The 22,232-nt window shown below is 33.7% G+C and carries 21 protein-coding genes and 1 riboswitch; of the genes, 20 read left to right on the top strand and 1 reads right to left on the bottom strand.

Going from position 1 to position 22,232, the window contains the following annotated elements; translation table 11 throughout:
- Window positions 1-174 precede the first annotated feature (174 nt).
- The 4 genes from ACYUJ6_RS15100 (at window position 175) to ACYUJ6_RS15085 (ending at window position 3,169) form a co-directional block, all read left to right on the top strand.
- Complete coding sequence (locus ACYUJ6_RS15100; protein WP_461843524.1) at window positions 175-843, top strand: TVP38/TMEM64 family protein; 669 nt, start codon at window positions 175-177, stop codon at window positions 841-843.
- Window positions 844-909: 66 nt separating this feature from the next.
- Window positions 910-1,332 (top strand): CBS domain-containing protein, encoded by a 423-nt coding sequence (locus tag ACYUJ6_RS15095; RefSeq protein WP_461843523.1) that lies wholly within the window; start codon window positions 910-912, stop codon window positions 1,330-1,332.
- A gap of 178 nt (window positions 1,333-1,510) precedes the next feature.
- A complete protein-coding gene (locus ACYUJ6_RS15090) occupies window positions 1,511-2,398 on the top strand; it encodes a YegS/Rv2252/BmrU family lipid kinase (RefSeq protein ID WP_461843522.1) in 888 nt (295 codons plus the stop codon).
- Window positions 2,399-2,497: 99 nt separating this feature from the next.
- Window positions 2,498-3,169: a hypothetical protein gene (locus ACYUJ6_RS15085; protein ID WP_461843521.1), complete on the top strand. Its 672-nt coding sequence runs from the start codon at window positions 2,498-2,500 to the stop codon at window positions 3,167-3,169.
- Window positions 3,170-3,195: 26 nt separating this feature from the next.
- Here ACYUJ6_RS15085 and ACYUJ6_RS15080 read toward each other — a convergent pair whose 3' ends face one another.
- Window positions 3,196-5,019 carry a YgiQ family radical SAM protein gene (locus ACYUJ6_RS15080; protein WP_461843520.1) on the bottom strand — a complete coding sequence of 608 codons (1,824 nt, stop codon included), beginning with the start codon at window positions 5,017-5,019 and terminating at the stop codon, window positions 3,196-3,198.
- Window positions 5,020-5,369: 350 nt separating this feature from the next.
- Window positions 5,370-5,540, top strand: a riboswitch (M-box (ykoK) riboswitch).
- A gap of 229 nt (window positions 5,541-5,769) precedes the next feature.
- Between ACYUJ6_RS15080 and ACYUJ6_RS15075 the strand changes: the two genes are divergently transcribed.
- From ACYUJ6_RS15075 to uvrB, 16 genes are all read left to right on the top strand, one after another.
- Window positions 5,770-7,032: a magnesium transporter gene (locus ACYUJ6_RS15075; RefSeq protein ID WP_461843519.1), complete on the top strand. Its 1,263-nt coding sequence runs from the start codon at window positions 5,770-5,772 to the stop codon at window positions 7,030-7,032.
- A 121-nt stretch (window positions 7,033-7,153) separates the two neighbouring features.
- On the top strand, window positions 7,154-7,858 hold the full coding sequence (sleB, locus tag ACYUJ6_RS15070) for a spore cortex-lytic enzyme (protein WP_461843518.1): 705 nt from the start codon (window positions 7,154-7,156) through the stop codon (window positions 7,856-7,858).
- A gap of 330 nt (window positions 7,859-8,188) precedes the next feature.
- Entirely contained in the window at window positions 8,189-8,539 is a 351-nt protein-coding gene (locus tag ACYUJ6_RS15065; protein ID WP_461843517.1) for a DUF6514 family protein, read from the top strand.
- A 121-nt stretch (window positions 8,540-8,660) separates the two neighbouring features.
- Window positions 8,661-9,065, top strand: a complete 405-nt coding sequence (gene acpS, locus ACYUJ6_RS15060) for a holo-ACP synthase (RefSeq protein WP_461843516.1) — start codon at window positions 8,661-8,663, stop codon at window positions 9,063-9,065.
- A complete protein-coding gene (locus ACYUJ6_RS15055; RefSeq protein WP_461843515.1) occupies window positions 9,037-10,536 on the top strand; it encodes an NAD(P)H-hydrate dehydratase in 1,500 nt (499 codons plus the stop codon). The genes acpS and ACYUJ6_RS15055 overlap by 29 nt, the downstream gene beginning before the upstream one ends.
- Window positions 10,537-10,616: 80 nt before the next feature.
- Window positions 10,617-11,225: a germination lipoprotein GerS-related protein gene (locus tag ACYUJ6_RS15050; RefSeq protein ID WP_461843514.1), complete on the top strand. Its 609-nt coding sequence runs from the start codon at window positions 10,617-10,619 to the stop codon at window positions 11,223-11,225.
- A gap of 108 nt (window positions 11,226-11,333) precedes the next feature.
- Entirely contained in the window at window positions 11,334-12,500 is a 1,167-nt protein-coding gene (alr, locus tag ACYUJ6_RS15045) for an alanine racemase (RefSeq protein ID WP_461843513.1), read from the top strand.
- Window positions 12,501-13,114: 614 nt separating this feature from the next.
- On the top strand, window positions 13,115-13,435 hold the full coding sequence (locus ACYUJ6_RS15040) for a CopG family ribbon-helix-helix protein (protein ID WP_369703082.1): 321 nt from the start codon (window positions 13,115-13,117) through the stop codon (window positions 13,433-13,435).
- Window positions 13,395-13,745 (top strand): type II toxin-antitoxin system PemK/MazF family toxin, encoded by a 351-nt coding sequence (locus ACYUJ6_RS15035; protein WP_369703081.1) that lies wholly within the window; start codon window positions 13,395-13,397, stop codon window positions 13,743-13,745. Before ACYUJ6_RS15040 ends, ACYUJ6_RS15035 begins: the two co-directional genes overlap by 41 nt.
- Before the next feature lie 205 nt (window positions 13,746-13,950).
- Window positions 13,951-14,775 carry a transketolase gene (locus ACYUJ6_RS15030; protein ID WP_461843512.1) on the top strand — a complete coding sequence of 275 codons (825 nt, stop codon included), beginning with the start codon at window positions 13,951-13,953 and terminating at the stop codon, window positions 14,773-14,775.
- Complete coding sequence (locus ACYUJ6_RS15025) at window positions 14,775-15,716, top strand: transketolase family protein (RefSeq protein ID WP_461843511.1); 942 nt, start codon at window positions 14,775-14,777, stop codon at window positions 15,714-15,716. The genes ACYUJ6_RS15030 and ACYUJ6_RS15025 overlap by 1 nt, the downstream gene beginning before the upstream one ends.
- 151 nt (window positions 15,717-15,867) lie before the next feature.
- Complete coding sequence (gene ftsE, locus ACYUJ6_RS15020) at window positions 15,868-16,554, top strand: cell division ATP-binding protein FtsE (protein ID WP_461843510.1); 687 nt, start codon at window positions 15,868-15,870, stop codon at window positions 16,552-16,554.
- Window positions 16,544-17,434 carry a permease-like cell division protein FtsX gene (ftsX, locus tag ACYUJ6_RS15015; RefSeq protein ID WP_461843509.1) on the top strand — a complete coding sequence of 297 codons (891 nt, stop codon included), beginning with the start codon at window positions 16,544-16,546 and terminating at the stop codon, window positions 17,432-17,434. The genes ftsE and ftsX overlap by 11 nt, the downstream gene beginning before the upstream one ends.
- Window positions 17,435-17,627: 193 nt before the next feature.
- Window positions 17,628-18,803 (top strand): S41 family peptidase, encoded by a 1,176-nt coding sequence (locus ACYUJ6_RS15010; RefSeq protein WP_461843508.1) that lies wholly within the window; start codon window positions 17,628-17,630, stop codon window positions 18,801-18,803.
- Window positions 18,804-18,916: 113 nt separating this feature from the next.
- Complete coding sequence (locus ACYUJ6_RS15005; protein ID WP_461843507.1) at window positions 18,917-20,206, top strand: PDZ domain-containing protein; 1,290 nt, start codon at window positions 18,917-18,919, stop codon at window positions 20,204-20,206.
- 4 nt (window positions 20,207-20,210) lie between these two features.
- Complete coding sequence (gene uvrB, locus ACYUJ6_RS15000; protein ID WP_461843506.1) at window positions 20,211-22,202, top strand: excinuclease ABC subunit UvrB; 1,992 nt, start codon at window positions 20,211-20,213, stop codon at window positions 22,200-22,202.
- The last annotated feature ends 30 nt before the right edge of the window (window positions 22,203-22,232 follow it).

Genomic DNA, 22,232 nt, shown 5'->3' with positions numbered 1-22,232 from the left:
CTAAGCTGAGTAAAAAGTATATAATTACATAAGCTAATTATAACTCATTTTATGAAAATAGTTAAGTAATAGATTGCTTTTTTGTGTAAAGTTTATAAATTTTTATTAAAAAAATATGTTTTTTAAGGCTTAATTAAGCTATAGAGTTTTTATAAAAAGGATAGTTGAAGATTTATGAAAAAAAATAAAAAAAATATTGGTAAATATATGATATCTGCATTTTTGATTTTAATTATTATAATACTAGTATTTATTTATAAAGATAAATTATGCTCTATAAATACATATAATATTAGAAGTTATATACAAAGTTATGGAAAATTTTCGGCTCTTATCTTCGTTATCATGTATACTTTAAGACCGCTGCTTATTATATTTCCAGCATCGCTTATGTCAATTATTGCAGGAAACATATTTAATTCTCATATAGCTATTTTACTGAGTATGATTGGATGTTTCGGATCGGCTACAGTAGCTTTCTTTTTATCTAGGTTTTTTGGACGTTCATTTGTCCACAGGATTTTAAAAGGCAGGGCTTTGACATTGGATAAAAATATAGAAAAATACGGCTTTAAAATTATGACCATAATGAGATTGTCTTTCGTATTTCCCTACGATCCTTTAAGTTATGCATCGGGGCTCACAAAAATGAAGTATAGTGATTTTATCCTTGGTACATTGATAGGAACTTTACCGGAAATGGTGACTTACTCATTAATGGGAAAAAATCTGGGGAATCCTTTTTCTGTTAAATTCATATTGCCAATAATGATTTTATGTGCCATAGCCTTTTGTTCTATATATATACATAAGAGGAAATCTAAAAATACCAATAATTTATAAGCAACATAATCCTTAACTTAGGACATAATACACTGTGTAATCTAAATTTAAAGGGGTGTTTTATAAATGAAGGTTAAAGATATAATGACTAAATCTGTAATTAGCTTGAAAGCTGACGATACCATAGAAAGAGCAGCTGAGATTATGGAGCAGAATAATATAGGAGCTGTTCCAGTATGTGAAGGAAATAAAATTATAGGGATTATAACGGATAGGGATATAGCTATAAGGTCAGGAGTTAAAGGTGAGAGTTATAATTCCAGAACAGTAAGGGATATAATGTCTTCAAATCCCGTAACTGCTTCTCCAGATATGGATCTCAGGGATGCTTCCAGAATAATGAGTGAAAGACAGATAAGAAGAATCCCTATAATAGAAAATGAATCTATTGTTGGAATTGTATCTTTGGGTGATCTGGCAACCAATACCGGGACAAATGAGCAGGCAGGAGATGCTTTAAGCAATATATCACGTCCGGGTATATCTTAAAATTAGAATTTAATAATTTATAAATAAATCCACAGGAATTACTAAGTAATCTTGTGGATTTATTGCTTCAGGTGATATAATATCAGGTGACATAAGCAGAGATTTGGAATCTTTGGTTTAATATGAATAGATTAATTAATACATATTTTGTCAAGTTTATATAATAGGAGAGTTTAATATGAATAAAGTAAAATTTATTTATAATCCGTATTCCGGAGAAAATACCATAATATCCGATATAGATAAGGTGATTAAAATACATCAGAAATATGGATATGAAATAGTGCCTTTTAGAATCAGTTTTGAGGTTAATATGAAAGAGGCTTTTAAAGGAATAGATGAAACCTATAAATACATATTGGTGGCAGGAGGAGATGGAACAGTAGATACTGCTGTAAACCATATGAAAAAGTTAAATATAAATATACCCATAGCTATTCTTCCCGTAGGTACTGCCAATGATTTTGCAAAGTTCATAGGTATACCTGAAAATGTTGAAAAAGCTTGCGAGCAGATAGTAAACAGTGTGCCAAGAAAACTGGATCTGGGCAAGGTAAATGACAAGTATTTCATAAATGTGGCCAGTACAGGACTGTTTACAGATGTTTCTCAAAAGACAGATGTAAATTTAAAAAACACAATGGGAAAATTAGCTTATTATGTCAAGGGTCTGGAACAGCTTCATAATCTGAGAAAGCTTAGGATAAAAGTTAAATCTGAAACTGCATTTTTCCATGGAGACATGTATCTTATGATGGTATTTAACGGGCAGACTGCTGGAAATTTGAAACTGGCCTATAAAGCAAAAATAGATGACGGACTTTTAGATGTTATAATAATAAAGGCGGGCATGATAAAGGATACTATTACACTATTTATAAAAATGCTCAGGGGAGATCACCTGGAAAACACCACAGGTCTTATATATTTTAAATCAAATAAAATAGAAGTGGACTGCAGTGAAAATATAGTAACTGATATAGATGGTGAAAGAGGTCCTGATTTTCCTCTTCTAATAGAATGTATAAAAGGCGGAATAGAGGTTTTAGGAGTAAATATGGATTGAAAAGCTAAACATAATACATAGTTTTTGTTTAAAATAGTAATATAAGTTGGGTAATATTAATAAATATAAATTATAGTGCTGTTAAAAGAAGGAGAATATATGGTATTTTACATTTATATTTGTCTGCTGCCTGTTATGCTGATAATGATTATTGAAGGGTTTATATGGATTAAATTTTTACCGGTAAAGGTGAAAATCATGACCTTTTTTATTTTAATAGCCATGATGTTCAGGTATATATCTATTTTTATTTTATTTTTATCCAATAATATTAAATACTTGTATATGCTTAAGATACCCTTTTTCTTAAATCTAATTGCAATTCCCCTAACGGCTCTCACTGTGATGTATATTTTTATGAGGAAGGACAATACAAAATTTTATTATATATTTGCAATATCTGCAATACTATTGGGGTATTATGGCTTTATTATGTATAGCTGCGGAGTCGTTCTGGAGAATGTACAGCAGTACCAGGCTGTACTGGGATATACCATGTATCTTACCAAAGATTCATATGTATATTGGATATATATAATATTTAATACTTTTGTAGTATTTTTGGCACTTGGGTTCATGGGCAAAAACAATCCGAATAAATTTGGAATATACATGATGGTGCTGGCAGCATGCATAACTGCAGCAGAATATATATCCTGGCTCCTGGGAGTGAGAATTTTAGTGCAGACTGTACTTGGTGATATGAGTTGGACTGCTGTATTGATTTATGCTTTAAATAAAGTTAAAAAGAAATCATTTCCTGGTTGTTAATTACAGCTGTGAACCTATTAGGATATTTACCGGGAGTGTTTTCTTCTGGGTGGATTTTTAGAAATCAGACAATTGGGGCCTTTCCCTATTAAATCTTTACGTCCGGCTGCAATTAAAGCTTCTTTTACCAGATTGTAGTTTTGGGGAAGGGTGAATTGTAAAAGAGCCCTTTGCATGTTTTTCTCTTTTTGCTTTTTGGGAACATAGACTTTTTCTCCGGTTAGAGGGTTGGTACCTGTATAATACATAGTTGTAGACAGGCTTCCTGGTGTAGGATAAAAATCCTGAACCTGCTCTGGAGTATAACCCATTTTTTTTATATATAAGGCTAGTTCTATAGCTGCATTTAAATCACTTCCAGGATGACTGGACATGAGGTAGGGTACCAGATATTGCTTTTTCCCCAGTTTTTTGTTTATTTCAAAAAACTTTTTTACAAATCTGTTATATACCTCCATTTGGGGTTTCCCCATCTGTGCTAATACTCTGTCATTTATGTGCTCGGGAGCCACTTTCAGCTGGCCGCTTATGTGGTATTTGCACAGTTCTGTAAAAAAGTCCGTATTTTTATCATTTATCAGATAGTCATATCGTATTCCTGAACGTATAAATACTTTTTTTATGCCGGGAATTTTTCTTATTCTTTTCAATAGGCTTAAGTATTCACTATGATCTATGATGAGGTTTTTACAGGGTTTTGGAAATAAACATTGCCTGTTTTTACATACTCCTACTTTCTCCTGAATCCTGCAGGCCTTATGTCTGAAGTTTGCAGTGGGTCCCCCCACATCGTGTATATATCCTTTAAAATTATCCAGTGTAGTCAGAAGTTCCGCTTCGTTTATTATTGATTCTTCACTTCTGTTTTGTACAGTTCTTCCCTGGTGAAAAGTCAATGCGCAAAAAGAACATCCGCCATAACATCCCCTGTGACTGGTAATGGAAAAACTTATTTCATTTATTGCAGGTATACCGCCTTCTTTTTCATATATAGGGTGATAAGTTCTTGTATAAGGCAGATTATATACAATATCCATTTCCTCTTCCGTTAATGGGTATTGGGGGGGAGTTTGAATTATATAGTGATCTCCATGTCTCTGTACTAATGTTTTTCCTCTTATGGCATCCTGCTCCAAATATTCAAGTTTGTAGCTTTCGGCATAAGAGCCTTTATCTTTTAAAACTTCCTCGAAGGAAGGCACTTCTATATAATCTTTTAAATGATTTTTATCTTTGGAACAATAAACAATACCCCTCACATCTATAATTTTATGGATATCCATACCGTATTTTAACAGGTTTGCTATCTGTACTATGGATTTTTCACCCATGCCGTATACCAGTATGTCGGATTTTGAATCCAGTAGTACGCCTTTTCTTATTTTATCGCTCCAGTAATCATAATGGGCAAATCTTCTCAAACTTGCCTCTATTCCGCCTATTATTATAGGGACATCCTTATAGGCCTCTTTTGCCCTATTACAGTATACTATTAGAGCTCTATCGGGCCTGCAGCCTGATTTCCCGCCTGGAGAATAGAGATCTTCATGCCTTCTTTTCTTTGAAGAAGTATAATGATTCACCATGGAGTCCATATTTCCCGAGTTGATGAGAAATGCCAGTTTGGGTTTGCCTAGCTTTTTGAAGTCATCGTCACTTTTCCAATTTGGCTGAGCTATTATTCCAACGGTAAAGCCCTCCCTTTCTAAAATTCTGGATATTATGGCGGTACCGAAAGAAGGGTGATCCACATAGGCATCTCCAGTTATAAGTACAAAGTCAAGCTGCTCTATATTATTTAACTTCATGTCTTTTTTGCATATAGGTAAAAATTTTTTATTTAATTGCAATTTACATTCTCCATTCTGATCTTATCTGTTAATTTTAATTTTATTCATAGTATAACACAGTTTAAAGAACAGGAAAAAGATAAGAAATAACAGAAAATGATTTGTGTACTAAAATGAATGTATAGTATATAATAAATAAAGGAGTAAAAATTTATCTTAAGTTTGAGCAAATGAAAGAAAAGATGATATTTTAAATTAGAATGAGCAAAATGAGGGAAAAATGCATTAATGAGTAGATAGTAAATAAATATTGATAAATTTAGTATTTACTTATTGCATTTTGGCAAATTTGTAATATAATTATAATGTAAATGCTAATATTTTAGCTAATATTTTATACTGTTGTTTAATATTTGTTATGTTAGGTGAGGCTCCTATATAGACATATGCTGATGCCCGGAAACATCGAGAGATGCCAATGGGTCAACAGATATTACCGGATTAAGGTTTTATCTAATGCAGCTGGACAAAATTTAGTCTAAAGCTATATAGTGCTAAAACTCGGACGATTAAAAAGTTTTAGTTTATATGGAGAGCTCTCAGGGAGGGCTCTTTTTTAAATTTTTTAATTTAGGTGGTGTGGTTAAATGGAAAACGGACCTTATGGAGGCCGGTGTAACTTTGTACAAAATTTAATAGACATGTATAGAGAAGTATCTGAATTAATTTTTGAATAATAATTATCAATTGGTTTTATTAGCTTTTTAATTGGATTTAAATATTTCTCTATAGGTCAAGGGAGGAATATTTATGAAAAAATTAACTAGTTTCTTCTTGAGCAAGGTTCTTTATAAGAAGGTTTATAATGAATTTGATGAATATGTGGGAAAACTTGTGGATATATATGTATCCACTGATCACGGCATGCCCAGAACTATAGGATATAAGATAAAAGACGGCATGGAAGTATCCAATTGTGAATGTAAAAATATAAATTTTTATGAAGATAATAATAATATAATAATCAAGGGAGAAGGTATAAGGGAAATAATACTTCAAAGTTATTCTTATCTTTTGTCAAAGCATCTTCTGGATAAACAGATCGTGGATATAAATGGTAAAAAATTAGTAAGAGTCAATGATCTAAGAATTGCAAAAATGGCAGGCGAATACAGGGTTGTGGCTGTTGATACCGGAGTTTTAGCTTTAGGAAGAAGATTTGGTGTGGAACATATTATAAGAAAAGTTTATGATATACTCAATAAAAAGCCAGAAGACAGCCTTATAATCTGGGACAATGTGGAGTCCCTGGAAATGGTAAATAATAATTTAAAACTTTCTGTACCCTATAAAAAGTTATCAAAACTTCATCCTGCAGATTTGGCAGATATACTGGAGGATATGGATGTGAATTACAGAAAAAAGGTATTTGAGAGTTTGGATGAAGATTTGGCGGCAGATACCTTAGAAGAAATAGAACCGAAAATACAGGCCAATATTCTGGAAAATTTAAGTCAGTCCAAAAGGGATGAGGTATTGTTTAATATGCCAAAGGATGAAATTGCGGATATTCTGGATGAGGTTGATGAAGATACAGCACAAAAAATACTTTTGAACATGACAAAAGGAGATGCTGAAGAAGTAAAAACCCTTATGGATTACAAGGATGAAACCGCAGGGAGTATGATGAAGAAAGATTTTATTTCTTTTAATGTAAATATAACGGTTAATGAAACTATTGAACTATTCAGGGAAATTAAACCGGAGGATGAAATATCCTATTATATATATATTGTTGATGACAAGGGAAGGCTTCAAGGTGCCGTGTCTTTAAAGAATCTGATATTATCCGGTGCTGAAACCAGATTAAAAGACATTATGGTAGATGATATAGTGAGTATAAATCATAATGAAAATATAAACAAGGCCATAGAAGACTGTTCAAAATATAATTTACTTTCTCTGCCTGTAGTAGATGATGAAGAAAAATTGTGCGGCATAGTAGTAATAAATGATATTATGGAAGACATATTGATACCAAACTGGAAAAAGAGATTGAGAAAAGTAGGATAAAATTATAAAGCTGTCATTTTTGACAGCTTTTCTTTATGTATTTTTTATTATATTTGTGCACAAACTATATTAAAGCAAGGATAAATGTAAGTTTAATAAATATTAAAGGAGAGATGGTCTTATGGCTAAAAAAATTATAAGTTTCAAAACAAAAATAGTGCTGATGCTTGCCATAATATTCACATATATATCCACTTCCCTATTTTTGCTTCCTTATAACAATGCAGTAAAAGCTGTGGCCTATTCCTATGGATCCAAAGGAAATATAGTGACACAAATACAGACAAAACTCAAGGACTGGGGGTACTATAACGGCAGTATAGATGGAGCTTATGGATATCAGACCTACACTGCTGTCAAATATTTTCAGTCAAAGAACGGATTGAATTCCGATGGTGTGGCAGGAGATGCTACATTGGCAGCTCTGGGAATAAACGCCTCCGGGGGTAATACTGCATCCAACAGTGAAAGCAATAATCAGAATGTGCTGCTTATAGCCCGCTTGATAAATGGGGAGGCCAGGGGAGAGCCTTATGAAGGACAGGTAGCCGTAGGGGCTGTAATATTAAACAGAACCAGGGATCCGCGATTTCCAGCTACTGTGCCTGGAGTGATATATCAGCCTGGAGCTTTTACTGCCATAGTGGATGGCCAGATACATGCCGATATGGAGCAAAGCTCCATGAATGCAGCCAGGGATGCGTTAAACGGATGGGATCCCTCCGGTGGGGCAGTATATTATTTTAATCCTGCCACGGCAACCAGTTCATGGATATGGTCAAGACCTCTTATAAAAATCATAGGAAAACATAGGTTTTGCAGATAGAAGATTATATGAATATAAAATGAATTTTAGGAAATATAGTTCAGTTTTAGGCAAATTTGATTATTGCGTATATACAAGTGCAGACATATAATTTTAAATTTATAAAAATAAATAGTCAATATATATGTACCTTCGACAGAAAAGTCCAATAAAAAATGTTAATAAATAGTATAAAAGTATATTTATACTTTTAGTTAAGCAAGTGAAAGATTTTTATTGTCATATATGAGGGATAATTTATAATTCAGCTAATCATGAACTGACACATTTTTTTTAAGACCTGTGATAATATATTTTTAAGTCAATAATATTAGCAGGGGGAAAACGTTTATGATAGTTGAGAATTTTACTTTTAGTGAAATAGTAGAGAAAATGAAATATGTATATTTTTACAGGCTGTTAAAAGAAAAACTGGCAATAACATATAAGAATGAGATTATAGAAGTTCAATCTTATGGAATCGAAGTGGAAAGACAGGATATATCAGAGGGGAAATTAGTGAATGTACAAAGAGATTGTGTTGGAAGTATAAGTCCGGAAAGGTATAAGGTACATAATTTACTGAAGCTGCTGTACGACAACAGGGTATCACCTATACATCTAGTTGATGTAATCGGGGATTATGTAGATGAATATATTCTGGATTTTGATAAACAAACCAATAATTATATAGCCTATTAGAAGGGAGGAGAAATCCTCTTTTTTTAATATAGATTTAATTTCTTATTTACTATATCGGCAAATAAATATAATATAAAATATAATAGATATTGATATAATTCAATTGGGGGTGTAGTGTATTTTGATATTTGGAATCGGAGTGGATATAGTTGAAATTAGAAGAATTAAAGAAGCAATTGGTAAACATGAAAATTTTATAGACAGAGTTTTTAGTAAGAATGAAATAGAATATCTTAAAAATAGAAATTTAAGGCCTGAATTTGTAGCTGGAAGATTTGCAGCAAAAGAAGCGGTGGTAAAGGCAATGGGTACCGGATTCAGGGGATTTGATTTAAAAGAAGTGGAAATAGACAGGGCAGCTTCAGGTAAACCAAGCGTAATATTGAAAGGAAAGGCCAAATTAATGGCTAATAAATGTGGGACCTATAAAATACACCTGAGTATATCCCATGGTGTAGATAATGCTATAGCTTATGCAATAATGGAGGTTGATGAAATTGAGGATAGCATCCATAGAGATATGTAGAAATATAGATAACTATGCCATAGGCCAGTTAAAAATACCCGGCATTGTTCTAATGGAAAATGCAGCTTTAAAGGTGATTGAAAATATAGATTTAAAGAATCTCCATAATTTTTGTGTCATATGTACAAAGGGCAATAATGGAGGAGACGGGTTTGCCATAGCAAGACATCTGTATAATTTAAATAAAAAAGTTCATGTGTTTTTAGTGGGGAAAGAAGAAGGTATGAGCGAGGAATGCAGAGTAAATTACAATATATTAAAGAACTTGAATATAAGTCTGGATAGAGTGAACTCTCTGGAAGATATGGTACAGCTTAGGAAAAGCATAGTGGAGAGTCAGGTTGTTATTGACGGAATATTTGGCACAGGTCTTTCAAGAAATATACAGGGGATACAGGATTCTGTTATATCATTGATAAATGAAAACAGCAGGTATACTGTTTCCATAGATGTTCCATCAGGATTTAATGGAAATACAGGGGAAATCATGGGGAACTGCATAAGGGCAGATAAAACAGTTACTTTTCAACTGTATAAGAGTGGTTTCCTGAGATATGGAAGTGATGTGTTTACCGGGGAAATAGTAGTGGAGAATATAGGAATTCCTGAAATAGCTGTTAAAAAATTTATTGATTCTCAATTTATAATGGATGGGGATTTTATAAAGCAGAAGCTGAAAGCGAGAAACAAATTAAGTTACAAGGGTGATTATGGCAGGGTACTTGTTATAGCTGGTTCCAGGGGATTTACAGGAGCTGCTTATATATGTGCTGAAGGAGCTGTAAGAAGCGGTGCAGGTCTTGTTACTCTGGGCTGTTACAAAGATATACAGCCTATACTCAGTTCAAAACTCATAGAGGGCATGACACTTGCTCTTGAAGATGATTTAAAATTGGAAGAGGCTGTAGAGAAAAGTGATGCTGTTGCCATAGGGCCCGGAATGGGATCAAATGACAGTACCCTGAATCTAATTGATAAAATTCTGAATACGTCTAAAAAAAATGTAATAATAGATGCAGATGGAATCAATGTGTTAAGGGAAAACCTCCATATATTAAAGAATAAAAAGTGCCATGTAATTTTAACTCCTCATCTGGGGGAGATGTCCAGAATTACAGGCTTTGACATTGAATATATAAGAAAAAACAGAATAAAAGTAGCCAGAGACTTTGCAGCTGAAAATGAGGTGACCGTACTTTTAAAAGGTTATAATACAGTTATTACTGATGGAAATGTAGTAGCTGTAAATCCTACCGGAAATGCATCCATGGCTTCGGGAGGTATGGGAGACTGCCTTACTGGAATTATAGCTTCCTTTGCAGCTCAGAAATATAATATTTTTGAAGCAGCATGTATAGCTGCATTTATACATGGGTACTGCGGAGAAAAATTATCCCGTGATATGTTCTGTGTAAATGCCAGCCATATTTTAGAACAGCTTCCTTTTTCCATAAAAGAATTTATGAGGTAGGATAGGAGCTAAAAAAAAGTAATATCAAAGGATGTAATGGAATAGATTAATAGTGAAAAGCTGAAAATCAGGAGGCGGGCATGAAAAAAAAACTGTTAATACTAATAGGCATATCCTTTGTTTTACTTATTATATTTTTATTTCGTGGAAGAGACATTCAAGACAGGGAAAAAATAATATATTATTTAAAGGATTTGAATAGTTATAGCTGCAATGTGAATATTAGAATACAAAATGACAAGCAGCAGATAAATTACATTGGTAAACAATATTATGACAACAGGTATGGCAATAGGTTTGATTTGGGAAAAGATAGGATAATTGTCTACAGAGGAAATGAGATTTTCATTAAAGATCTCAATAAAGGCGAGAAATACAGTATGGACAAAAGTTTCAACAGCTTATTTAAATTTTGTTTTATAAATGAGTATATATCACTGCTTTATACCAATGAAAAAATTGAGAGCTCCTTTAAAAAAATAAATAATGAACAGTATCAAATCGTGCATTTGGATATACCGGGCAATAATAAAAATATAAGCAAGGCTGAATTATACGTGAATTTAAAACATAATATACCAACGTATTTGAAAATATGTGATTCCAACGGAAAAAACAAAATAGATGTGGAATATACTGATTTTAAGGCAGATCCAGAGCTGAAGGAGGATATGTTCAAGATAAGTTAGCTTGAAATAAATTATATTCACAATTTTTATGAAAAAGGTATATAATTGAGTTAATATATTAAAATTATTTGTTTTTATTCAATCAATTATGTATAGGGGTGGTATATTATGTTTAAAAATCATAGACCTGTATGGGAGGAAGTCAATTTAGACAACCTTGCATACAATATAGGTCAGATAAAATTAAAAGTAGGCAACAAGAGATTAATTGGGGTTGTTAAAGCTGATGCTTATGGACATGGGGCTGTAGAAGTTTCCCAGGTTCTGCTTGAAAATGGAGTGGAAAGACTGGCAGTAGCTGTTCTGGATGAAGCAGTAGAACTCAGGCAAAACGGGATTAAAGCACCTGTAATGGTACTTGGTATATTACCACCTACCCTTATTGATGACATAGTGGATTATGATATAGAATCAATAGCTCCTTCATATGAATATGCTTGTCAGTTGTCTAAGACAGCTGCAGATAAGGGAAAAATTGCAAAGATACACATTGCGCTGGATACGGGAATGGGCAGAATAGGATTTTTGACAAATGATGACAGTGTAGATGAAATTTACAAAATAAGTCAATTGCCAAACATAGAAATACAAAGCCTGTTTTCACATTTCTCCACAGCAGACGAGGCGAATAAAACATATTCTCATGAACAATTTGAAAAATATAAATTGATTTACAGCAAGCTGGTAGAAAAAGATATAAAGATAAATATGAGAGATATAGCTAATAGTGCTGCTATAATGGAACTTCCTGATACCTATTGTGACTCAGTTAGGCCTGGAATAATAATTTATGGGTATTATCCCTCCAATGAGGTGGATAAAAACCAGTTGAGCATAAAACCCCTAATGACCTTAAAAGCCAATGTAGTTCATGTAAAAACCATGGAAATTGGACAATATGTAGGATATGGAAGAAAATTTAAATCTGAAAGAAAGAGTGTAATTGCAACTTTGCCTATAGGGTATGCAGATGGATACAGCAGAATGTTGTTTGGAAAGGCCAAGGTTATAATCAATGGAAAGTTTGCTCCGGTAGTGGGCAACATATGCATGGATCAGTGTATGGTGGATGTAACTGATGTAGGTGAAGTCAATGAGGGAGACGAAGTCGTGCTTATAGGGGAAAAAGATGGCCTCAGGTTTAATGCAGAGGATATAGCACAAATCCTTGGAACTATAAGCTATGAGGTGCTTTGCATGATGAGTAAGAGAATTCCAAGAGTATATATAAAAAACGGAAAGGTAATAAAAGTTAAAAATTATTTAGTGAAGTGATAAAAATGACTGCCAGTACTTCTATGAGCTGGCAGTATATGCTGCTGAATTGTTAAATCAAAATTACATATATGAAATATAATAACTCTTGTACACAGCCTTTGTGATAATTTATATAATTATGTAATATATGCTGCAAGGTTGTATTTTTTAATAAACCATGTATACATTACTTTCATATATGACAAAATTATGAATATAAATTTAAAATCTGGTACAGTATAATAACATGAATATATGAAATTATATCTATATTTAGTATAGTAGTACATAATTATATATGATTAGTTAATGCCTGATTAATATTGATTTTTCCAGCACAGCATTCATTGCAATATGTATGGGTGCGGTTTATAAATATTATAGATAAATTGATACATACAATATTTAAATTAATATCTGAAAGTTTTTACATATAAATTATAATATGCTTAAGTGAGAATATTGAAAAGCTATATTAGAATAATTATAAAGATAAAAAGCCCTATGTAAAAAAATACAAGTAGAAAAATGATGAAATTGTACATAATTTCTTTGACATGATTGCAGATCTGGTACTATAATTGGATTGTGTATATCTTTTGCTTAGGGTAATAGGAGGTATTAATTTGTATATGTCAAATTCTAAAAGATTAGTAATAAACCTCTCAGAAACACTATATAATGAATTCAACAAGGCACTTAAGGAAGATTGCAAAAAAAGAAGTGAATTTATTAGAGAAGTTATCATATTATATATTAGTGAGAAAAAAAGGTTGAATAGAATATCAGAAATGGAAAAAGGATATAGGGAAATGGCACAACTTAATCTTGAATTTTCAGAAATGGGCTTTGCAAGTGACATGAAGGAATTTAAAGAATATGAAGCGAAGCTTTCGGAGAGTGATTTGCCAGATGACAACAATAGTGAAAAGAGGAGATATATTTTATGCTGATCTAAGCCCTGTAGTTGGGTCTGAACAGGGGGGGGTAAGGCCTGTTATTATCATACAAAATGACGTTGGTAATAAATATAGTCCAACCGTAATTGTTGCAGCTATTACCTCTCAGATAAATAAAGCAAAACTTCCGACTCATGTGGAAATATCTTCAGAGGCCTATGGCCTCAATAAGGATTCGGTAGTATTGCTGGAACAGATAAGAACCCTGGATAAAAGAAGGTTAAAAGAAAAAATTGGTCATATGACAGATAACGATATGAAAAAAGTAGATAATGCACTTTTGGTAAGTGTTGGACTTCAATGAGTTTTCAGTTGAGTCCCAACAGCTTATAATTTTCTATAATTTTAATTTAGACAGGGAACCTGGGTTCAGGTTTTTATTGTTGATTATAAGCCCCGGTGTTAAGAGCACAGGGGCAAAGTTTTATGTCTTTCGTATATTTTAAAATAAGATTTTGTGTTAAAATGAAATTATAGTTTTCATAGTAGTATAGTAGGAGGTTGAAGTTGTGAAGAAAAACATAGAAGAGCTTAAAGAAATTGCGTCAATTATAAGAAAAGACATAATAAAGATGCTGACCAAGGCTGGTTCAGGTCATCCAGGTGGTTCGCTGTCTGCAGTGGAAATTCTAACTACATTATATTTTTATGAAATGAACATTGATCCGGAAAAGGCTAGAGATTTAAATAGAGATAGATTTGTATTGTCAAAAGGGCATGCAGCCCCTGTACTGTACAGTGCTCTTGCCAGAAGGGGATATTTTAACGTAGAAGAATTGAAATCCCTTAGAAAGCTGGGATCAATGCTTCAAGGACATCCCAATATGAATGAGGTTCCTGGAGTTGACATGTCTACAGGATCTTTGGGACAGGGAGTGTCTGCAGCTGTGGGAATGGCATTGGGCGGTAAAATTGATAAGAAGGATTATAGAGTTTATACTTTATTGGGAGACGGGGAACTTGAAGAAGGCGAAGTCTGGGAAGCTTCTATGGCTGCAGCTCATTATAAGCTGGACAATTTGACGGCTTTTGTAGATGCCAATGGACTTCAGATAGATGGTACCTGTGAAGAGGTTATGTCTGCCTATCCTATTGGAGACAAATTCAAGGCATTTAAATGGCATGTTATAGAAGCTGATGGACATGATTTCAGGCAGCTCATAGATGCTGTTGAAGAAGCAAAATCAACTAAAGACAAACCAACTGTAATAGTCTGCAAGACTATTAAGGGAAAAGGAGTATCCTTTATGGAAAATCAGGTAGGATGGCATGGTTCGGCACCTAATATGGAACAATGTGAAGAAGCATTAAAGGATATAGGAGGTGAAAAATAATGCCAAATAAAATAGCAACTAGGGAAGCTTATGGAAAAGCTCTGGTGGAATTGGGAGCTGAAAATGAAAAAATAGTGGTTTTTGATGCAGATCTTTCAAAATCCACCAAAACTGCCGGATTTAAAAAAGCATATCCGGAAAGATTTATGGATATGGGAATAGCAGAAGCCAATATGATGGCAGCAGCAGCTGGAATATCCACCTGTGATAAAATACCCTTTGTAAGCACTTTTGCCATGTTTGCAACTGGAAGAGCTTTTGAACAGGTAAGAAATTCCATATGCTATCCAAATTTAAATGTGAAGATATGCGCTACTCATGCAGGAATTACTGTAGGAGAAGATGGAGCTTCTCATCAGTCCATAGAAGATGTATCACTTATGAGGAGTATACCCAATATGACAGTTATCTGCCCCAGCGATGCAGTGGAAACAGAAGCTGCAGTTAAAGCCGCAGCGGGAATGAAGGGTCCCTGCTATATTAGACTTGGAAGATCCAAGGTATCTGTTATAAATGACAATGAGGATTACAAGTTTCAGATTGGAACGGCTGTAAAACTGAGAGAAGGAAAAGATGCAGCTGTCATAGCCACGGGAATAATGGTTGATGCGGCATTGGATGCCTATAATACCCTGGCAGAAGAAGGAATAAAGGTATCAGTTTTAAATATTCATACCATAAAGCCTATAGATAAAGAGGCCATAGTCAAAGTTGCAAGACAAACTGGTGTGGTTGTAACAGCAGAAGAGCACAGTATTATTGGCGGATTGGGATCTGCTGTATGTGAGGTTTTAAGCGAAAATATGCCTACACCGGTTATAAGGGTAGGAGTAAAAGATACTTTTGGAGAAAGTGGAAAGCCGGGAGAACTTTTAAAAGCTTATGGATTGACTGGGGACCATATAGTGAAGGCTGTTAAAAAGGGATTGACCTTAAAATAGATATGATAAGGGTGTTATATGCAATTTGTATAACACCCCTTTATTAATAATAATTTCATATAATTAACTTTTGGTTTTTTTAATTATTATGATATAATGGTTTTTGTAATGTACAAGCGTAGAAACTTGTTAAGTATAAGGAGAGGTTTAGATGATACAGTTTAAAAACGTGAGCAAGGTTTACAACAGCAACATATTTGCATTGTCTAATATAAATTTAGATATTCAAAAAGGAGAGTTTGTGTTTTTAGTTGGGCCTAGCGGTGCGGGAAAAACTACATTTGTGAAGACTATTTTAAAGGAAATTGAACCTACAACTGGAAGTATTATAGTTAATAATGTAGATATTACGAATTTAAAGAGAAGCCAGATACCTTTATATCGAAGAAAATTAGGAGTCGTTTTTCAAGATTTCAGGTTAATACCCACTCTCAATGTTTATGAAAATGTAGCTTTTGCAATGAGGGTCATTGAGTCTCCTTCAAGAGAAATAAGAAAAAAGGTTCCTATTGTATTGTCATTGGTTGGATTGGCTAATAAATATAAATCCTTTCCACATGAGCTTTCAGGAGGAGAACAGCAGAGAATTTCCCTGGCAAGGGCCATAGTAAATAATCCATCCATACTAATAGCAGATGAACCTACAGGAAATTTGGATCCGGATACTTCAATGGATATAATGGACACTATAAATGATATAAATCAGGCCGGAACAACAGTATTAATGGCAACCCATGCAAGCAATATAGTAAATTCCATGAGAAAAAGAGTTGTAGCAATAGAAAAAGGTATTATAGTAAGAGATGAGCAAAGGGGTGCATACGGCTATGAGGATTAACACCATGAGTTTTTTTATAAAGGATGCATTTAGGAGTTTGAAGAGAAATAAGACTATAAGTATAGCAGCAGCAGCTACAGTGGCGGCTACACTTTTTATATTCGGCATATCCATGCTTACAATGCTGAATATAAAGCAGGGAATATTGGAGATACAATCCAAGGTAGAAGTAAAAGTTTATTTGCAGGATAATGTAACCACGCTGCAAAAAAGAAATATTGAAAATAAGATAAAGAGTGTAGATGGGATAGTTAGTCTGGATTATGAAACAAAATCCCAGGCACTGAGTAAATTTAAAAACCAACTGGGAGATCAGAATAAATCGTTGGTGGAAGGATTGGATAAGGATAATCCAATTCCAAGTTCATATATAGTTAAGGTTGATAATCCGGAAATTATCTCACAGATAGTGAACAGCATAAAGGGAATGCCGGGGATATACAGCATTCAGGATGGCAGAGGCATTGTAGACAAAATTATAACTATAACCAGGACTATAAAGTGGGCAGGAAGTATTATATTTATAATGCTCATTGGAGTTTCATTGTTCTTAATAGCAAATACCATAAAGATAACAGTTTATTCCAGGAGAAAAGAAATAGGCATAATGAAATATATTGGAGCTACGGATTGGTTCATAAGGTGGCCTTTTATTATAGAAGGTATTATAATAGGTGTAATTGGAGCAGTAATTTCCAATGTGGTACTGTATTATATCTACAGGATAGTCTATGCCAAGGCGGCATCTGCATTTATAATGATGCAATTGTTAAGTCCGCAGTATGTAATTACCAGTATTTTGGGCTTGTTTGTCCTGGCGGGTATAATCATAGGTGCAGCAGGAAGTGTAATGTCTATTAGAAAATTTTTAAATGTTTAAATTGATATAGCAGCTGTTAACTTGAGAAGGGTTGTTTCAAAATTTATTTTGAAACAACCCTTAGCTTTATAACTGTATTATAAAGTATTTATAAATATTTCTGCAAATTTATTTTTTTTAGTGTTATAATTATTTAAGATTTACATAAATACTATATAGTGTAGTGAATGTTTCAGAAAACGAGGTGGATAATTTGAAGAATAGGAAAAAGTGGATAATCTGGACTGTGGTTGTTGTACTTGTGACAAATATTCTTACAATGTTTGGAACTACTAGTTTTATAAGAAGTACTCAGGGGAATGTAATAGGAGAGTTTTCAAAGTTATTTGAGGTTAGAAATCAGATATATAAATATTATGATGGACCCATAAATGACAATACATTGGTGGAGGGAGCCATCAAGGGCATGACTTCATCATTAAATGATCCATATACTGTATTTATGAATAAAAAGGAATATGATGATTTTAATGTTCAGACTGAAGGAAATTACAGCGGCATAGGTGTTCAAGTTATAACAAAGGATAACAATATTGTGATAGCAGGTGTATTTGACAACTCGCCTTCAAAAAAGGCCGGAATAATTGTAAATGATATAATTCAGAAGGTGAATGGAACTGCTGTAAGCGGAAAGGATGTGGATAGAGCTGTATCCCTTATGAAAGGTGAGGAAAATACAGAGGTCACTCTTACATTGTATAGGAAAAACAAGGGCAGTTTTGATGTAAAGGTCAATAGACAGAAAATAGATATTTCTACAGTAACTGGTGAAATGCTTCAAGGTAACATAGGGTATATTCAAGTATCCATGTTTGACGAAAACACGGCTAAAAGTTTTAAGAATCAATTGGATAAATTGAAGGATCAGGGAATGAAGTCTTTGATTGTAGATTTAAGAGATAATCCAGGTGGACTCCTGGATCAATGTGTAGACATGGTTTCCAATTTTGTACCGAAGGACAAAGTAATAGTTTCAACTGTAGATAAATATAATAATAAAAAGGAATATAAATCAAAAGGCGGGAATTTTAACAACCTACCTTTGACCATACTTACCAATGGAAATACAGCCAGTGCTTCAGAAATATTTTCAGGAGCAGTGAGAGATTATAAACTTGGAACTTTAGTGGGAGAAAAGACTTATGGAAAGGGAGTTGTGCAGACCGTACTGGATACGGGAGATGGTACTGCACTTAAAGTCACCATATCCAAATACTATACTCCGAATGGTGAGAATATACACAAAAAGGGAATAAAACCTGATGTAAAAGTGGTATATCCGGAAACCCTCAAAAGTTCCCCTTATGATAGAAACAAAGATCCGCAATTTAATAAAGCTTTGGATATAGCAAAAAGTAAAATAAAATAGAATTTGAAATAACTTTGACGATTAATGAATATATAATTATAATATATTTGGGATTTTAAGTTAGGCAGGTAAATTCTGTCTAACTTAGTTTATGGAGAGGGGAATTAGTTTTAATGATATTATTGTACACGTTGAAATCTATAGCTTTTGCACTAACAGAGCCATATCTGGTGTTAGTTCTAGCTATTTTGGTGTTTACATTATATAGGAAAAATAAACAGACAGTTATAATGCAGAAAATGATAATTGGGGAAGGGATTAATTCTCCTTTTGAACTCACAATATCTCAAATTGTAATAGGAATTTTTGGAGGTATACTGGCAAGTGTTATTATGTCCTATCTAGGGATAGTTTTTGACGAGAATTCAGCTGTGGATTTAATATTTTTAGCATCTATAGTTTTTATGTTTTTCAACTTGAGATTTATATGCTTTTCTTATTCTGGAGCAATATTGGGGTTTTTAAGCCTTGTATTGGCAATGTCGGCACAGACCTTCAATATTCCAAGTCTGGATTTTTTAAAAATAGATGTAGTGGCACTTATGAGCATGGTGGCTATACTGCATTTTGTAGAGGGAGTTTTGATTATACTGGACGGGAAAACAGGGGCAATTCCTGTTTTTTCAAGTAAAAATGGAAGTATAGTAGGAGGATTCGCTCTACAAAGATATTGGACAATTCCAGTGGCCATATTTTTTATCATTCACAATAAATCCATGATAGGCAGCTCATGGCAGGTATCTGTTCCTGGATGGTGGCCCCTGATAAATGGTTCCATACCATATAATATTTTAAAAAGTGCAGTATTATCCTTAATACCATTTTATGCAGTAATGGGATATAACAGTGTAACTTTTACAAGAAACACCAAAGAAAAGTCCTTTATATCAGGCGGGCTCACAATGGGATACAGTATTGCCCTGCTGGGCATGGCACAGCTTGCGGTTTTAAATATCTGGTTTAAATTTTTAGTAGTGATATTTGCTCCAATAGCTCATGAGGGAGTCATAATGCTGCAGAGATATCTGGAAACCAAGGGAAAACCAAAGTACATAAGTACCAGTGAAGGCATTATGGTACTTGCAGTGGCACCCAGTTCTCCAGCTAATGAAATGGGAATTAAAAGCGGAGATTTACTGGTGGAAATTAACAATGAAAAAATTGAAGATGAGGATAAAATAGCAGAGGTTATTAGGGAATGTTCAAGTTTTATATGGTTTAAAGTGAAAAAGGCAGCTGGGAATTTTGAACAGGTCAGTTATAGCAAAATGAACAGTGATAAAAAATTGGGAATAGTATTCGTACCAAGAAAAATACCGCCCGACAGCATGGTGGTAAAGCTGGATAAAAATAAATTTTCTGATGTACTGGATAAGATAAAAAATAAAGATAAGGATGATTGAAAAAATGGGAACATTTAAAATACATTCTAAGTTTAAACCTACAGGTGATCAGCCTGAAGCTATAGATAACATAACAAGAGGTATTTTAAAAAAACATAAATTTCAGACGTTGCTTGGTGTAACTGGTTCGGGAAAGACTTTTACCATGGCAAATATAATACAAAAAGTGCAAAAGCCAGCCCTTGTACTTGCTCATAATAAGACACTGGCATCACAGCTGTGCTCGGAATTTAGAGAATTTTTTCCTGAAAACAGCATAGAGTATTTTGTTTCTTATTATGATTATTATCAGCCGGAAGCTTATATACCTCAGACGGATACTTATATAGAAAAGGATGCATCAATAAATGATGAGATTGATAAATTAAGACATTCAGCCACATCTGCCCTTCTTGAAAGAAGAGATGTAATAGTGGTGGCTTCCGTATCCTGTATTTATGGACTTGGTAATCCGGAAGAGTATAAGAAACTGACATTGTCCTTAAGGCCGGGAATGATAAAAAACAGGGATGATGTGCTGAAAAAATTAGTGGAAATACAATATGAAAGGAATGATATAAATTTTATAAGGGGGACCTTTAGAGTAAAGGGGGATATAGTGGATATATTTCCGGCTTCATCTACGGATCATGGAATAAGGGTGGAGTTTTTTGGAGATGAAATTGATAGGATAAGAGAATTTGATGTTCTCACGGGAAAAACCATTGGAATTAGAAATCATGTTTCCATATTTCCTGCATCCCATTTTGCAACTTCCAAGGAAAGACTTGAAATAGCTGTAAGAAAAATAGAGGAAGAACTTGAAGACAGACTTGTGGAACTTACATCCCAGGATAAGCTGCTTGAGGCTCAGAGATTAAAACAGAGAACTAATTTTGATATAGAAATGATGCGGGAAGTGGGATATTGCAGTGGGATTGAGAATTATTCCAGAATATTGGACGGAAGAGCAAAGGGAAGTCCTCCCCAGACTCTCATAGATTATTTTCCAAAAGATTTTTTGCTTTTTATAGATGAAAGTCACGTTACACTTCCACAGGTGAAGGCCATGTATGCAGGAGACAGATCCAGAAAAGATTCTCTGGTGCAGTATGGATTCAGACTGCCATCTGCTTATGACAACAGGCCTCTCAAATTTCAGGAATTTGAAAAGAAAATAAATCAGGTTGTGTTTGTAAGTGCCACTCCTTCAGACTATGAATTAGAACATTCCCAAAATGTAGTTCAGCAGATATTAAGACCTACTGGACTTTTGGATCCGGAAATTATAGTAAAACCTATTAAGGGACAGATAGATGATCTTTACAACAGCATACAGGAAACTGCTGCCCGTGGTTACAGAACTCTTGTCACCACTCTTACAAAAAAAATGGCGGAGGATTTGACGGATTATTTTAAGGATATGAATGTAAGGGCAAGATATCTTCATTCCGGTATAACTACTATAGATAGAATGAAAATAATAAGAGATTTGAGAAAAGGTGAATTTGACGTTTTAGTGGGAATCAATCTTTTAAGAGAGGGACTTGATATACCTGAAGTTGCGCTGGTTGCCATTTTGGATGCGGATAAAGAAGGGTTTTTAAGATCGGAAAGATCTCTCATACAGACTATAGGAAGAGCAGCCAGAAATTCTGAAAGCAGGGTTATAATGTATGCGGATACTGTTACAAATTCCATGGATAAGGCCATAGGTGAGACTAAAAGAAGAAGAAGAATACAAATGGACTATAATAAAAAAAATGGTATTATACCACAAACTATCCATAAGGATATCAGGGAAGTTATAGAATCAACTATGGTTTTAGAAGAGAAACAGGAATATAATAGTTTGAAAGAGGCTGTAAAAGCAGATAATGAAAAAATAGATGAGCTTATAAAAAGCCATGAAAAGCAGATGAGATCAGCAGCTAAGGAACTTAGATTTGAAGAAGCTGCAAAATTAAGAGATATAATAACAACCTTGAAGAAACAGAAAAATAAGAAACCTGTGTAAAGAGAATTAAAATACCTAAGGAGTTAAACC

Source organism: Clostridium sp. JNZ X4-2, assembly GCF_054889485.1.
Note: the sequence above shows the minus strand (reverse complement) of the source record. Positions and strands in the feature narration are given on the sequence as shown.